General features: G+C 39.4%; 23 protein-coding genes and 1 pseudogene. 4 read left to right on the top strand and 20 right to left on the bottom strand.

Going from position 1 to position 13717, the window contains the following annotated elements; all coding sequences use genetic code 11:
* Positions 1-88: 88 nt before the first annotated feature.
* Together PR766_RS17530 and PR766_RS17525 are read right to left on the bottom strand one after the other, a co-directional pair.
* A complete protein-coding gene (locus PR766_RS17530; RefSeq protein WP_154636011.1) occupies positions 89-442 on the bottom strand; it encodes an HNH endonuclease in 354 nt (117 codons plus the stop codon).
* Between the two features lies 1 nt (position 443).
* On the bottom strand, positions 444-1016 hold the full coding sequence (locus tag PR766_RS17525; RefSeq protein WP_154636012.1) for a hypothetical protein: 573 nt from the start codon (positions 1014-1016) through the stop codon (positions 444-446).
* Between the two features lie 130 nt (positions 1017-1146).
* On the opposite strand from PR766_RS17525, the gene PR766_RS17520 reads away from it, so the two are divergent.
* Positions 1147-1380, top strand: coding sequence for a DUF1161 domain-containing protein (locus PR766_RS17520; protein ID WP_112860036.1), 234 nt, complete (start codon positions 1147-1149; stop codon positions 1378-1380).
* A 1573-nt stretch (positions 1381-2953) separates the two neighbouring features.
* On the opposite strand, the gene PR766_RS17515 is transcribed toward PR766_RS17520, so the two are convergent.
* The 18 genes and pseudogenes from PR766_RS17515 to PR766_RS17430 form a co-directional block, all read right to left on the bottom strand.
* Positions 2954-3448, bottom strand: a complete 495-nt coding sequence (locus PR766_RS17515; RefSeq protein ID WP_154636013.1) for a hypothetical protein — start codon at positions 3446-3448, stop codon at positions 2954-2956.
* Positions 3449-3506: 58 nt separating this feature from the next.
* Positions 3507-4076 (bottom strand): lysozyme, encoded by a 570-nt coding sequence (locus PR766_RS17510; RefSeq protein WP_272518484.1) that lies wholly within the window; start codon positions 4074-4076, stop codon positions 3507-3509.
* A complete protein-coding gene (locus PR766_RS17505) occupies positions 4057-4260 on the bottom strand; it encodes a phage holin family protein (RefSeq protein WP_154636014.1) in 204 nt (67 codons plus the stop codon). The genes PR766_RS17510 and PR766_RS17505 overlap by 20 nt, the downstream gene beginning before the upstream one ends.
* Positions 4261-4408: 148 nt before the next feature.
* Positions 4409-5011 (bottom strand): hypothetical protein, encoded by a 603-nt coding sequence (locus PR766_RS17500; RefSeq protein WP_230086765.1) that lies wholly within the window; start codon positions 5009-5011, stop codon positions 4409-4411.
* A 14-nt stretch (positions 5012-5025) separates the two neighbouring features.
* A complete protein-coding gene (locus PR766_RS17495; RefSeq protein WP_154636015.1) occupies positions 5026-6015 on the bottom strand; it encodes a DUF4747 family protein in 990 nt (329 codons plus the stop codon).
* 842 nt (positions 6016-6857) lie between these two features.
* The gene (locus PR766_RS17490) at positions 6858-7253 is read right to left on the bottom strand and encodes an antiterminator Q family protein (protein ID WP_154636016.1); all 396 of its coding nucleotides are present in this window, start codon (positions 7251-7253) and stop codon (positions 6858-6860) included.
* Between the two features lie 32 nt (positions 7254-7285).
* Positions 7286-7624 (bottom strand): annotated as a pseudogene (locus PR766_RS17485) (DUF968 domain-containing protein); the annotation flags it as partial.
* 197 nt (positions 7625-7821) lie between these two features.
* The gene (locus PR766_RS17480; RefSeq protein WP_036979579.1) at positions 7822-8208 is read right to left on the bottom strand and encodes a RusA family crossover junction endodeoxyribonuclease; all 387 of its coding nucleotides are present in this window, start codon (positions 8206-8208) and stop codon (positions 7822-7824) included.
* Positions 8193-8573: a hypothetical protein gene (locus tag PR766_RS17475; protein ID WP_195848313.1), complete on the bottom strand. Its 381-nt coding sequence runs from the start codon at positions 8571-8573 to the stop codon at positions 8193-8195. The genes PR766_RS17480 and PR766_RS17475 overlap by 16 nt, the downstream gene beginning before the upstream one ends.
* Entirely contained in the window at positions 8566-8748 is a 183-nt protein-coding gene (locus tag PR766_RS17470; protein WP_036979576.1) for a hypothetical protein, read from the bottom strand. The genes PR766_RS17475 and PR766_RS17470 overlap by 8 nt, the downstream gene beginning before the upstream one ends.
* Positions 8745-9149, bottom strand: a complete 405-nt coding sequence (locus PR766_RS17465; RefSeq protein ID WP_154636019.1) for a hypothetical protein — start codon at positions 9147-9149, stop codon at positions 8745-8747. Before PR766_RS17465 ends, PR766_RS17470 begins: the two co-directional genes overlap by 4 nt.
* The gene (locus PR766_RS17460) at positions 9146-9682 is read right to left on the bottom strand and encodes a phage N-6-adenine-methyltransferase (RefSeq protein ID WP_154636020.1); all 537 of its coding nucleotides are present in this window, start codon (positions 9680-9682) and stop codon (positions 9146-9148) included. Before PR766_RS17460 ends, PR766_RS17465 begins: the two co-directional genes overlap by 4 nt.
* Positions 9682-9930 (bottom strand): hypothetical protein, encoded by a 249-nt coding sequence (locus PR766_RS17455; RefSeq protein WP_230086766.1) that lies wholly within the window; start codon positions 9928-9930, stop codon positions 9682-9684. Before PR766_RS17455 ends, PR766_RS17460 begins: the two co-directional genes overlap by 1 nt.
* Positions 9927-10988 carry a conserved phage C-terminal domain-containing protein gene (locus tag PR766_RS17450; protein ID WP_154636021.1) on the bottom strand — a complete coding sequence of 354 codons (1062 nt, stop codon included), beginning with the start codon at positions 10986-10988 and terminating at the stop codon, positions 9927-9929. Before PR766_RS17450 ends, PR766_RS17455 begins: the two co-directional genes overlap by 4 nt.
* Positions 10985-11167 (bottom strand): DUF4222 domain-containing protein, encoded by a 183-nt coding sequence (locus PR766_RS17445; protein WP_006662233.1) that lies wholly within the window; start codon positions 11165-11167, stop codon positions 10985-10987. Before PR766_RS17445 ends, PR766_RS17450 begins: the two co-directional genes overlap by 4 nt.
* On the bottom strand, positions 11160-11366 hold the full coding sequence (locus PR766_RS17440) for a hypothetical protein (RefSeq protein ID WP_154638958.1): 207 nt from the start codon (positions 11364-11366) through the stop codon (positions 11160-11162). Before PR766_RS17440 ends, PR766_RS17445 begins: the two co-directional genes overlap by 8 nt.
* 80 nt (positions 11367-11446) lie before the next feature.
* Positions 11447-11905 (bottom strand): YmfL family putative regulatory protein, encoded by a 459-nt coding sequence (locus PR766_RS17435; protein WP_154636023.1) that lies wholly within the window; start codon positions 11903-11905, stop codon positions 11447-11449.
* Between the two features lie 37 nt (positions 11906-11942).
* Positions 11943-12188, bottom strand: coding sequence for a transcriptional regulator (locus PR766_RS17430; protein ID WP_154636024.1), 246 nt, complete (start codon positions 12186-12188; stop codon positions 11943-11945).
* A 105-nt stretch (positions 12189-12293) separates the two neighbouring features.
* On the opposite strand from PR766_RS17430, the gene PR766_RS17425 reads away from it, so the two are divergent.
* The 3 genes from PR766_RS17425 to csrA all read left to right on the top strand — a co-directional run bounded on the left by PR766_RS17425 (position 12294) and on the right by csrA (position 13531).
* Positions 12294-12983 carry a LexA family transcriptional regulator gene (locus PR766_RS17425; protein WP_224120201.1) on the top strand — a complete coding sequence of 230 codons (690 nt, stop codon included), beginning with the start codon at positions 12294-12296 and terminating at the stop codon, positions 12981-12983.
* 115 nt (positions 12984-13098) lie between these two features.
* Positions 13099-13320, top strand: coding sequence for a hypothetical protein (locus PR766_RS17420; protein ID WP_154636026.1), 222 nt, complete (start codon positions 13099-13101; stop codon positions 13318-13320).
* A 25-nt stretch (positions 13321-13345) separates the two neighbouring features.
* A complete protein-coding gene (gene csrA / locus PR766_RS17415) occupies positions 13346-13531 on the top strand; it encodes a carbon storage regulator CsrA (protein WP_154636027.1) in 186 nt (61 codons plus the stop codon).
* Positions 13532-13717 lie beyond the last annotated feature (186 nt).

The following is a 13717-nucleotide window of genomic DNA, read 5'->3' as shown; positions in this document are numbered from 1 at the left end:
AACAAAAGGTAAGGCGGCGGTACTTTAGGGCGAGAGTGGTAGGGATTTGACCCGCCCCTCCCCTCTGTAAGTTATCGCCATATAGCGATTATCTTCTGGTTCGTTCACTTGCCGTCTTGCTTCTATGACATGACCAGCACAGCACTTGCAGGTTGCTATCATCATCGGTACCACCATGCGCTTTGGGTTTGATGTGGTCCACTGTCTTGGCTTCAGTTGCTCTACCTGACTTCAAGCACTCTTGGCACAGATGTTTATCACGATGCAAAACGCGAGCCCGTATCTTATCCCACTTGGATCCATAACCGCGCTCATGGCGACTCTTACCTTGCTGGTGGCTTTCCCATCCTGTATTCATGTGCTCTTGACAATAGCCACTACGGTCAGTTGTTGTCTTGCAGCAGCCATGCTTTCGGCAGGCTCTAGGTATGCGCGGAGGCATATCAAGCTCCCTTTGCATTATTACGCAAAACATCAATCGTAGCTTTCTGCATTACTTGCCGCACTGCATCAGCGAACGCTTTATCTTGATCTTTAATTATCCCTACAGCCAGGTTGACAGCCTCTTGAATCTTGTGGGTCTCTATCACATTAACCATTGCCGCTTGATTCAATGATTCAGCATTAAAGGCTTTAGCAGCATCGGAGTCCGCTTTACCAATGTACCCTTCTGAACCAAGCAATACTGAACCATCACGCATATATGTCATATCACCCACCCGACACATGATTTTTGATGGCGTGTGATTCGTCGCCTTACAGACAGCATCCTGTACTACTGCTTTATCAATAAAGACATCATTAACAAACGCCTTAGCTTGGGTTATTGCAGTTGTTATGCCTGTGAATTCGGCGTTGCCACTGGCGATATCAATCTTAAACTCAACCTTATTCTTTAGGTCTGCATCAATCAGTAACCCAGCAATGCGCTTCAGTTGTGCTTCTAGCTTATCCAACTCAGTAGTATCAACTGATACCTTGATACTTAACTCGGCTACTTCTTTTTTATCTGACATAACTTTCTCCACAAATGAAAAAGCCACCAGTGATTAGCTGATGGCTATGAATATTTTATTTAAGTATACTCACAATGCTTCATAATAAATTTCTTTACTTACTTTTTTAAATTTAATTAAGGGCATTAAAATGCAAAGAAAAATCATTATTGCTGCGTTCGTTGCGCTACTTACTCCTGTTTTTGCAAATGCTTCATGCGAAGCTGTTGTTGAAGAGATTACGCAAAAAATCATTAACAATGGTGTGCCTGAAGAGAGCTTTACCATTACTGTCGTTTCAAATGAAGAAGCAGCTTCACAACAAGGTGCTGTTGTGGGTAACTGTTCTAATGAAACACAGAAAATTATTTATACAAAAAAATAATCCCTACCACACAGAGGGCTTGTAGCTAAGCCCTCTCGCAATTATCCTAGTTGCAGAACGCCATGCTCATCAGAACCTGAATAAGCAATCAGACCTTCATATTGGATTAAGAAATAAATAGTGATGCCATCTTATCGCCGCTCAAGGATGACTGGACCTACAATAATTATGAGTTTCTCTTGAATACTCCCCTTTTAATAGAAGGGGATTTTTTTATCACTTCTGAATATATTCATACAACTCTTCACAGAATTGTTCTGTTTGTACGTAGATTTATTATATTAACTTGCTAATTTAAAATTACTTACCATGCTTTGCATGGATATCATATTAAATGTTAATACTGTTCTTTTTAGCCCAAATTTCTGCGGGCTATTTTTTGCCTATTAAAAAGCCCCTAATTGGAAGCTCATATTTGTAATATCCGCTTGAGATTGCTACCTTTGAAGGTTGTAGTCTTTCATGGTTAACTTATAGTGACGTTACTAGACTATCAGATGCCGCAACCATCTTTTGGAAATTAAATTCAGGAATAGCTATTGTTTCAGTCATAACGTCTCTTCTTATATAAAATGAGACTGTTAGCACAGAAAGCCCCCAAAAAAGCTAACTATAGCGGTAGTTCTTAGGAGTACTTCCTGTAGGACCTTGATGTTTTAAATGTGCTCGCGGTGCGCTGGAGTAAATGCGTACTAACGATTACAAACTTTGAATAAAAATAACCTTATTTTACCTTTGCTTTCGTTGCACGACTTTAGAATCTGTATATTGACTTAATAGCAATTAGTTTTTCATAGATATTCCGATCCTTTCAGCCTCTAACCCCTAGAGGCTATTTTTTTGCCATTAAAAATCCCCGCATTTAGCGAGGCTCAGATTTGTAACATCCACTTGAGATTACTACCTTTTTAATGTTGTGGTCATTAATGATTAACGTATAGTGACGCTCATTCATAAGCAGTTATTTTCTATTTTGCCCCGATATCTGGGGCATTTTTATTTTATCTTCAGCCTCTCTATCTTTTCGAGATCAGGGTGACGGTAGTTGAGAATATAATCTAGTAGTTTTAAAAATTTATTATCTTTGTAATTACCAATGACAGAAATAGGGTTCACTACGGATGATGTATCAAACGCTTCATGATGAAAATTCTTGTTATAACTACGAATATTAACTAGCTTAAATGATTTGAATTTTTGAAGAAAAAACCACCATGAGGTGGTTTATAGAAATTAGCTTTCACTTGGATTTCACAAGATCTTCAGCAGGATACCCTGAAGCCACGGCTGCCCAATTTGTTTTTCATACCTTTAAACAGTTCCATCATATAATTTGACATATAGGCCCCCTTGCTCATGAGAAAAGCTGCTGTAAAACTAATTAATTCCGATGTGATAAAATTTAGTGCAAAAGCACTACCACTTGTACCAAATAAAATATAAGTAAATACCATTCTCAAAAGGCAGCCGCCGCTTATTTCTAATTACTTTATACACTAGAATAGATGGTATTAAAACTTTAAAATAGCTTTCTCTATATGTAACTACTATAGGTAATTTTCTTAGAAACCATCTATAAGTTTAGCCTTTGTTGTTCAATATCTTGAATGGCTTCAAGCTGACCATTAGCCTTATCCAATGCTGATAACAAAGAATCAATCCATAGCACCGCTTGGCAATAAGTTAGGGTGCCGGTGGTAATGGTACCAACACTGGTTCGGTTAGTGTTTTGGGGATCGGCGTACATTGCCCGTAATTCGTGGGTGTACTTGAGCAACCCATCAGCAATAGGCTGAGGCACAGGCAAATCACAAGTAAGCTCTTTTTTGAGTATTTCTCGATATTCAATGACTTTCTCCTGTGATTTGACTTCCGCTTGAATGCCATAGCGATAAGCCGTAGTGGCTATTTGATTAAACCGATTGAATTGAAGTGACTGAGTAGCAATGACTTTGCTTTTGTTGATGTTATCTGCTTTAAGCAGTGAGTTGTTTTCATATTCAGTAACAGCCCACCAACCTGCAATAACGAGCATTAAAAAAAGCCAAACTGAGTTATCTATCTTCATAAGTTAACCTGCTTGGCTTTATTGTAATTAACCGCACTTTGGCAGCGTTTTTCTAAGCTTACTTTGTAAGTGCCACCGCAGGTATTGTCTCTGAGTGCATAGATGCCAGCAGCCACAAAGACAATGAATCCAGCGAGGAAGAGGAATAAGCCGAGTCGAACTTTCCAAGACATACAGCATTTTCTATCTCTCTTCGTGTTATCAAGCCTTTCCACTCTTTACCCCCTGAGTATGTCCAGCGTTTAAGTTCGTTGCAAGCACCAGCGATATCACCAGCATTCAGTTTCTTCAGCATCGTAGAACGAGCAAAAGCAACCGTGCCTACGTTGTAAGCAAAGGAATAGATTGCGGCTCGTGTGTTAACGTCGATATCGATTTTAATTAGAGGGTCTACGCCCTTTCTAACTTTGCTGAGGTCTTTTTCAAGCAAAGCTAAACATTCTGATTCTGTATAGGTTTTGGTGGGAATAATGTCTGCGCCGGTGTGCCCAAAACAAACCGTGGTCACGCCTACTACGTCTTTGTATGGCTTATATTCAACACCTTCAAAATAAGCAATCATTCCGACTGTTAATGAAATTAAGCCACCAGCAGCGGCAACCTTGATTTTATTTGGTATTTTTGCCACTGGATTCCCCTTCTCTTAATTTGAATTCTTTCCGCTTGTAGTGCCAATTCACCAAAAATGTGGCGACTGTACAGATAATCCCGATGAGCACCGCCCATTGGTCTAACGATAACGCCCCAGCTGCAGTAGTGATAACTCCAAGAGCATAAGAAAAGGGGCTAGAGTATTTTTCGTGCATACGCATATCCACCCCTGCGGAGTGTTCCGATGTTTAGTTAATAGAAAGCCACCAGCAATGGCAGCTAGATTTATGAATTGGATTGGTCTTTTTAAGTAATAAAAAAGGTCACCGAAGTGACCTTTAATTTATAGAGCTAATTAAGCCTTGCTAATCATTTTTTATTACCCTCATCCACACTTCTTATAGACTGAATCATCACTGAGGAGTTAAACAAAAAAGACATCAATTCTATAGACATGCTTAAGCCATAAAATAATGATAATAAGCTTGCAAAATAAGTAACTCCATTTTGATTAAATAATTTACAGATAGAAGCTACACATAAAACCACTATAAAAACAGATAAAGGATATCCCATATCAACAGGTATAATACGGTGACTTATTTGGCTTTTTCCAGATTCGTGGCGTTTTTTAAGGTAATGCATAAAATCACTAGGCATGATAAACATCAACGCGTAAACACCAATTCCAAATCCTAAAATACTCGGGAAAATGCTCAATACAGTATCTGCAGGATTCCATGGGGCTTCACTTAATGACGAATCCTCAAGAAAGAACATAGCTATCGTGAATACAAGAACCACAACAAATTTTTTAAAAATCCTATCCCACCAGCATTTAAATGGCGCGATGACTTCATTACATTGAGGCTCACCCTTGAAAGCATATGCGTTGGTAATACGAAAAATAGAGCCTACAATCGGAGTAGATCTAATTCTTTTATAAATCAGATATTTTATAGGCTCTGTCATATTTTTTTCCTATCTCACTCATCTTTATTGAAGATGTTTTTGTTAACCTTGATTGCTTTTAATGCCTTTTTAGCTTTTCTATTTGCTTGAGTAATCAAGTTTTTAATATCTAAAGCTCTGTTCTTTATCCCTTGGGCTGTATTTGATTCCTGAAGCCTTTCCTTAACAGGATAGTCTTCCATTTTGTATTTTTTCAACTCATCATGTTCATCTCTATAGCTAACTTCTGCATTACCAAATTTTGCAGCTAAAATTAATTGAGCCTTCGCATTTTTCGGTAAGTCATTCATCAAAGAACCTTTAAAGCTTCGATATTGAGTTTCCCATCTATGCACTTCATTAGTTTTAAGCTCAGACTCAAGCTCTCCAGCTAGCTCTCTAAGCTCATCCTCTGCATCAAAATCAAAATCATCTGAGTTGGAGAATGTTACTTCTCCCTTATAAGTCTTGTAACCTTTTTTGGGCGTCAAGAAAAAATCTCGTATTGATTCCGCAGAGGTTAACTCTATAATTTCTAGGCTATGATTGGGGAAAAGCTTAATTGCATGATACCCCAACACTTCATTCAATGAGCTAATTAAAGCGTTCCGAGTAGGTAATCCTTTTGTGTCTTGAATAGCTAAAATATGTAATTTTGGATCAAAAACATATTCAAACTGAAATCTACGGCTACTATTGTTTCCAGCTGATGTATAACTAATCTTCCCGCTTTCTGTATCCACCAACGTGTTAACATCATCGAACTTAAGAAAATAGCCATGAACTAAATATTGTTTCCCACCCTCTGATGGGTAAGAGTACGTTGATGACGAAAATGCAGAAAAATACATATCACCGATAAGCTTCGCAGAAATCGAACTTAATTTTTGTTTTTCCTTTCTTAAATCATCAAGCTGTTTCTCTACTGATTTAAAAAGCCGACAATATCCAGACTCCCCCACCTCTGAGTCTTTTTTCCTATCCATAGGTAGAAGCTGAATATTATAAAATTTAAAAGTAGCCATATATTTTTCCTTATATAAACATAAGGAAAATTTTATATATAAATTTACATAATTCAATGAGGTTGGCTACATTAATCAAATGATATCACAATTTTAACAACTGTTTTTACATACAGTGTCATTCAACATGTTTAAAAACCTCGACCGGTGAGACTTAATTCTAGTACTGATTGACGTAATTTTTATTTCAGCTATAAAATTTTATATTGTTGCTTGTTAAGAAAACAGCAAACGGTATCAATTTTACAAAATAATTTTTAGTCTAATGTCTGTAAGTGAATGTTTAACGAACTCACACTCCATGCGGCTTGACAACATGAACAATTTTTCTTATCAAGAAGTTATCCACAAGATCTGTCAGATTTGTACACTTGATCAAATAGCACATTAACATTATCTTGGAGTTGTTGTTAAAGAAAAAGGCTAGAAAACAGATGCTTTCTAGCCTTTCCCGGAGCCAACTAAAATTTTTAACAAATTTAAATGCTGACTGTATTTCAACTTAGTCCCTTGTAATACTAAGCATCAATAAGTTCGTTGTAAAGGTTAGCTGGCAAACTTTTACATTCTTAGGATTTTTAAAATGCTTAAGACATTATTAAACAAGAGAATTTTAACAAAGTGTAGACTAGGCTTAAAACTTTGTAGCCTTAGCCTTTCACTATCTGTTGAACTAAAAGTAAATAACTAGCAATTCCCAAAACCGGAAATAATAATTTATTTTCGGTTTTTTTCAATGTCCACAATTATAAATAATAAAGGAGCAAGAAACCATTCTGTAAGCTAGACTCCAAACATTGACTCTTATCACACTAGCACCCAAAATTCGTAACGAAAAGTATTTAACTATCAATTGTTGATTTATTTGTCCATTCGTCCATTTCTAAAACTGCACCAGCCATGATCAAACAGGCATCAATAAAGGTTTCGGCTATCATGAGCTTTTGTCTAATCTTGCCCTCTGAACACTTCATATACCTTGCTATTGCAGATTTTGATATATTCTTGATGTAATGTTTTTCTATCAGATCATATTCATCTTTTTTACCAGCTTTAATTAACAGTCCAACAGCCGAGTCGATAAGTATTCCATCGTCATCGCAACAAGAAAGTCGCGCACCATTCACATTAGGGAGCAAGCCTTTAAACCCTGCAGCAATTGGTGAATAACCAACACGACTTTTACCTTCGGCAGCCCAACCACCCCAGCGCTCTAAAACTAACTGAATATCTCTCATGCAATAATCTCCACTACGTTCCGCACAACGCCTTAACCAAATACGCCTAGACCAATAGAGCGATCTAGAAATTTAAATAACAAAACTAGCTGGCTACCGTTTTCTTGCTCCCACTGCTTTGGATCTTTGTGTAACTCGCTGTGGTGAACTCGACACAGTGGGATAGTGAACAAGTCATGAGCCTTTGTGCCTATGCCACCCTGCCCGTAGCCGATAATATGATGGGCATCATCGGAAGTAGCACCGCATACGCAGCAAGGCTGTGATTTAACCCATTGCAGATATTTCACACTCTCCCAGCGCTGAAACTTCGGTAATTTCATAAAACTTGCTGGTGGCTCAGCGTCTATGGTTAAATTTAATACAGGTTTTGATACCCGTTCACCGCTCACCTCGTCGCTGAAGTTATGTTGAGAAGGAGAAATTAAACCCGAGGGTTGATGCTTTAATTCATCAGGTAATGTCGTGATAAGCATTCGGCCACTAAACATACCTAGGCTCGCCCCTGGTTTAAACATCACTGCATTCACTTCTGGAATGATGATTGGAGTTAATATCCATTGATGAATCATGCTGATTTTCCCCCTTCCGTATTAAGAGGGTGTATCTCAATTTCAAATCGACCACCTTTGACTACTTCACACCATTCAATTATTGCGCGCCTAACCTGAACATCATCACTCCAAACACCTGCATGAGTTAATGCATCAAAAGGTGCTTTCAAGTAATTATCGATATCCATTCGGCGTTTTGATGGTGGATACATCTTAACAATGACAGATACATGCTCAGTGATTGCTTTCGGTCTTCTACGTAATTGCTCATAGATGGCTGCAGCTGCATTTGCCCGGAACGCGCGCCCTTTTGCACTGATCAGAGTTTTACCGTTGATATTCCGCCAGCAAGCGTTAACACTTGGCGGAAATGGTAGCGTTAGGGTTATAGATCCAGACATATTTGACCCCCACCTCGAATAGCAGATAGATGATTGCCTTTAGCTGAATTGAACTTAGCGTAGTGAGCTTGACGATAGACTTTGACCTGACCAATTTCATAAAAAACATAATGGCGCCCAAAGCCTATTTCCTGACTTTCGCAAATAGGGCAATAATCAATTGATTCACAACCACCAGAGCGTCCCTTGCGCCAATGAAAATTGCCATGGAAGGTTGAGCAACTTGCACACATAAGAGCATCGCAAGTGTAAGCCGATGAGAATCTGGATAATACGCCTCTATCATTTTTCTCACCGATGTAGCAAATAACCCCATCGCAATGCAAATCAGCATTGCCGCCACAGAACATGCATTTTTTAGGCATTAGCGACCACCTTATTCCAGATTCTTACGGCTTCTAGCTTGTCATTTATCGCTGGACCGTTAGCGCCACAACCGTGGCAATAAACATAAAACCAAGTGCGGTACTCAAGCGTTTCGATATGTAGATCTTCGCTACCGCACTTGCACTGGTGAATTTCTGGCATCTTGTCTTTCATGCTCTAACTCCCGCCAGCAGTTTATCTAGCTGTTTAAGCAAAGGACTTCCCATATCGCCGATGTAAGCTTTTTCAACAACAGTTATCCCGCAGAAAATATGCTCTTTATCCCTTTCCTTCTTTTCCTTGAACACTGGCTCAGTATCTTTTCCTCTAGCAACCTTTAACTTCGTTATTGCCATCGGATCTACTTCATAGTGATAAACTTCAATGTTTTTATGGGATGCTTTTCGTTTTCCTATCGACTTAACGCATCCGAGATCTACCAACATCTTTATCGCGTGATTAGCTTCTGAGTATGTGAAGCAAAGAAGTCTTTCTACATGACGCTGAGTGAATACATCTAAGTGCCTAACAGCTTTTATGACATCGATGCTTCTTAAATAAACATTGTCTCTCATGCCGCTTCCCCATTTAATGAAGCCTCACCAATCTCAATAAGACGATGTTTTGATACGTGCGTAACCCTAGCCTGTGGTTGTGAATATGGACGCCAAATAAGAAACATTGATCCCTTGCTATTCCCTTTCTTCTCCTTTCCCGTCCTTGGGTCGATGAAGTTAATGCGCCCATCCACGATTAAACGAATTTCATCAACGCTTTTTAGTGCTAACGAATACCAGGATGTTGATTGATCTGCCGGTACCAGCATGACGACGGCTTGATTCCGCTTAATGCATTGCTCCGCGGCTTTTTCAATCCACGGCTTAGGGTTGCTATATGGCGGGTTACACCAAATAGCCCCATGACTAACCCAGTCACTTTTTAATGCATCGTGCTCTATCGTTAAAAAATAGGGGCACAAGGCATTTTGTTCATTTGCTGCAACATCTAGCCAGAAACCAAATTCCAGCGTTAAAGCTTCAAACAGCCATTGTGGTGTTTGCCAGCAGTCTTTATCTTCGGGTGCGGTATTGCTTGAATAAACAGCCATCAGATAACACCTCGCTGCTGGTGGGCTTTCGTATACAAACGAATGCGGGTATAACGCTGCTGAACTTGAAAATAATCAGCGTAGTGGCTTAGATGGCTGAATTTTCTGCAAGTAACTAAGCCATCACGAGAATCATTCCAACGACTACGTAAGTCACGAATAGCCCACCAACGGCGCAGCTGATGCAGCGTGGCGACAATGCCAAAAACGTTAGTACCGTAAATTTTTTTAGCTTCACTACGCATCATGCCGACACCTCTCTCGCTGCTTGTTCAGTTGCTTGCTTCCAAATGCTGATCCACATTTGTCGTCCCTGAAATTCTTTTGCTGTTCTAATTCCGGTCTTGCCGGCTAAATTACTCGCAATTTCTTCGACTCTGCTCTGTGGCTTTAAACGGGAACCAATGATGCGAGTGAATGCTTCATCACGCTGAACAGTGTCGATGCTTACAGCTACTTCACCGGGCTTTAGCCATTTTCCGTTAGCACATACAGGACGCCCAGCTTCATGCCATTTCTGAGCCTTTTCGAAATACTCCATGCAGTTCTCAGGGCTGAATAGTGTTTTTGGACGCAGGTAATCACTCATTTTTGAGTCATTCATCCACTTAGCCGTGATGTAGTCAGTTACCAGAATTAAATCATCTGAAGTGTAGTTTTCAGCTAGACGGGCTCTGATGTGTCCCATAGTGGTTTTACCATCGCGATAACTTGAATGAGTAACCTTGTTGAAATGTTCTAAAACAATTTGTGCGTGGTCGGGCTCAGCATGAGCCTGACAAAAAGAGTTACTCTCTGTTGTAATCTCTTGAGTATTCTCTGTAGTACTCTCTGTAAGATCAGGGCAATTTGACCCGTTCGATGAGGTCATTTTGGTAGTGTTCGAACGTTTCATTTTGCGCTTATCGATAAGGTCATTTTGACCTGTTCGAATAGCCTCGGATGAACTGCTCGATGAGTTCAATTTGACCTCATCGGATAATAACGCATGTTCATAATTTATAGAGTAATAATTAGTACGGTCATGCGTGCGCTTATTAATTTGCTCAATATTTAATACACCTAATTTCTTTAAATTATTAAATGCACGTTTAATTGTGGATTCAGAAAAATACGGGAACTGTTCACGCCATTCTTCAATAGTGTTATAGACCCAGCGCCTACCATCATGATCAACACCTGACGAGGTTTCAGATAGCCAGTATTGAACTTGCTGAAGCAATAGAGCCTCATTCAAGCCCAAACGTACCGCCAGCTCTGGTATAACGATTTGAGGGCGTGTTTTAAGTAGTAACAGGCTGCTCATTCCATCACCCTTGTGAATTCATCTTTAAATTTGTACAAAGGGGCGAAGCATTCATGTTCATAGCCGTCACGCAGGTATATGACCCACTGTTTTTCTCGTTCATAACGTATGACGCGAACACGAATACCACGCTTATCCAGATACACCCGATTAAGATTATTTGGGTTTTCATTAGACATGCGCCTCGCCTTTGCTATTGAAATAAAAGTTAGCCCAGTCGTTTCTCAACTCAGCGATATCTACCAATTGCTGCTCAGTCTGGTAGTTGCCCGAAGCATCTGCTGAAGTTATGATTTCTACATATTGAAACGGGCCACTTTTAGAAGCTGGTAAGCAGCGGAATTGCTTTTTAGCTCTGATTTGGTTTAAACTGCTCATGCTAATTACTCCACAAATGTTTTTAGCGCCCCCGACGCCCGGACCGCATATCTGGGCGTCACCCTTTCTGGCTATGCTCATCATTGTTTAATCCCATAAACGCTTTCTAAAGAACCTACGAAGCCCAACGCATAAGCAAAGACTTTCTCCATTTTTCTGTAGATAGCTGTAATTTCATCTGGTGTTAAAACGCCGTCAGAAATACTGTCTTTGATTAAAACGCTTAACGCCCCCTGCATTGCCCCCAAACGCATTTGAATATCGAATAACTCAACTGTGTCTAAGCTCTCTGCTTCGATTTTCACCGCTGGCGTAATTCCGTGGCGTTCCATGTGATAAGCCACCAGCAACTCAGTACCGGACAACTCTTCAATCGCTTCCAGCTCATCAATTTCAAAAAAGCGACAGCCGTTTTTCTCATACAGCTTGTTGTTGAACGTTGTTTCAGATATCCCCAAAGCACCCGCCATCGCTGAACGACCACCGGGGAATGCTTTGCACATTTCTTTCACGACTTCTTTTAGTGTTTGTTTGCACATATCTACAATTCCGTTGTTTTGTTGGTAGTTAACTCTGTTAGTTGCTTTTGGTACTGTTTGGTAAACCATCAAGCTCATTTGGATAGAGATCCGGTCTAAGTTGGTGTGGAGAAATTTCCCATCCCCCCATTTTGCAGAGTTGAATTACACGCTCCGCGGGAACTTTGTTGTTTTTAATCCAATTAAAAACCGATTGAGGTGAATTAAAGCCGAATAAACGCGAGACGGAAGATGGGACACCGACGGCTCTAATTGCTCTCTCTGTAATATTTTCTTTATTCATTTTTCTTCTCCGATTAAGAATAGAATAAATACTACTTAAAGTAGACACAATAAGCAACTTAAAATAGAAATGACAATACTTAAAGTGCGAGATAGACTTCTACTTATGGTAGAAAATACAAAATACAGTGATTTCGCTAAGAGACTTACTGAGCGCATGAGAGATGCTGGTGTTGATGTTAAACAGCTGTCTGAAAATGTCGGTGTTTCCTATGAAATGGCTCGACGTTATACGCTTGGAACTGCAAAGCCCAGAGATGACAAAATGGAACAAGTAGCAAATACGGTGCATTCCACACCAGTTTATCTCGACTATGGCGTTGATATATATGGAAGCTTTGGCGAAGAACAAGAAAGAGACACGGTAACAGTGAGGCAAATCGAAGCATTTGCATCTGCTGGGAATGGTTACATCAATAACCCCTTCCCTGAGATAATCCGATCTATAGAAATTCCCAAAGAAAGGGTTTATGAGCTTTTCGGTAGAAATAGTCTTGATGATGTTGTCATTATAAATGCTGATGGTGATAGCATGTCGCCAACACTGAACCCTAAAGACTTACTCTTTATAGATACCAAAATTGAGCAATTTACAGGCGATGGTATTTATGTTTTTAACTTTGAAGGGTCAACATTTATAAAGAGATTACAAAGAGTTAAAGGCAGAAAATTAGCTGTTATGTCTGATAATGAATTTTACCCCCCCTTCTATATTGAGGACCATGAAATGCATGAATTATATTTTCATGGAAAATTAATTCGAAGCTTGCCTATGTCGTTAAAACAATTCGCATAATTCAATAAGCCAGCATTAAGCTGGTTTTATTTTGCATTTAATTTCTACTTTTAGTTGTTGACATCATCTACTTTTAGTTGCATTCTTATTTCACACAAGGAATAGGAGGGAACTTATGCAATCTAATTCAAGCACACCAATCGTTACTTTTAACAACCCAATGTCCACAGATGAAATTCATGCGTGGATTTTGGAGAAAGCTGCTGCACTTAAAAAACTTGAAAGCCTTAACGCTGCCTACGCAGAACTCAAAGAAAAGCTGGTAAAAATCGAAGATGATATTTACGAGCAAACTGAGATCTGCAATGCAGGTCTAGACCTACCAGCAACCAACTAATCAACTATGTGGAGTAATTAGTGGAATGCTTATTTTAACCCGTCGTACCGGTGAAACCGTTGTTATTGGTGATGATGTCAAAGTCACTGTTTTGGGAATTAAAGGATGCCAAGTGCGGATTGGTATCGAAGCACCAAAAGATACAAGTATTCACCGCGAAGAAATCTATCTCCGGATCCAAGCTGAAAATAATAATACCAGTGCTAGTTAGTAGTTATTGATAATTTTGGTGGCGACCTGAATCTTCTACACTACGAGGATGATGATAATGTTCTGTTCAGTAGCCACCCTTTTTTTACATTACACATAAGACCGCAGATATTTAATCAGTTCATACGGGTAAATATGTCTAATCAATATTAGCGGTCTTATCTGTGGAGTAATAACCTTTAATGAG

The organism is Providencia sp. PROV208 (genome assembly GCF_028479465.1).
In the GTDB taxonomy this organism is placed as follows: Bacteria; Pseudomonadota; Gammaproteobacteria; order Enterobacterales; family Enterobacteriaceae; genus Providencia; species Providencia alcalifaciens.
This window is presented reverse-complemented; position numbering and strand designations above follow the sequence as displayed.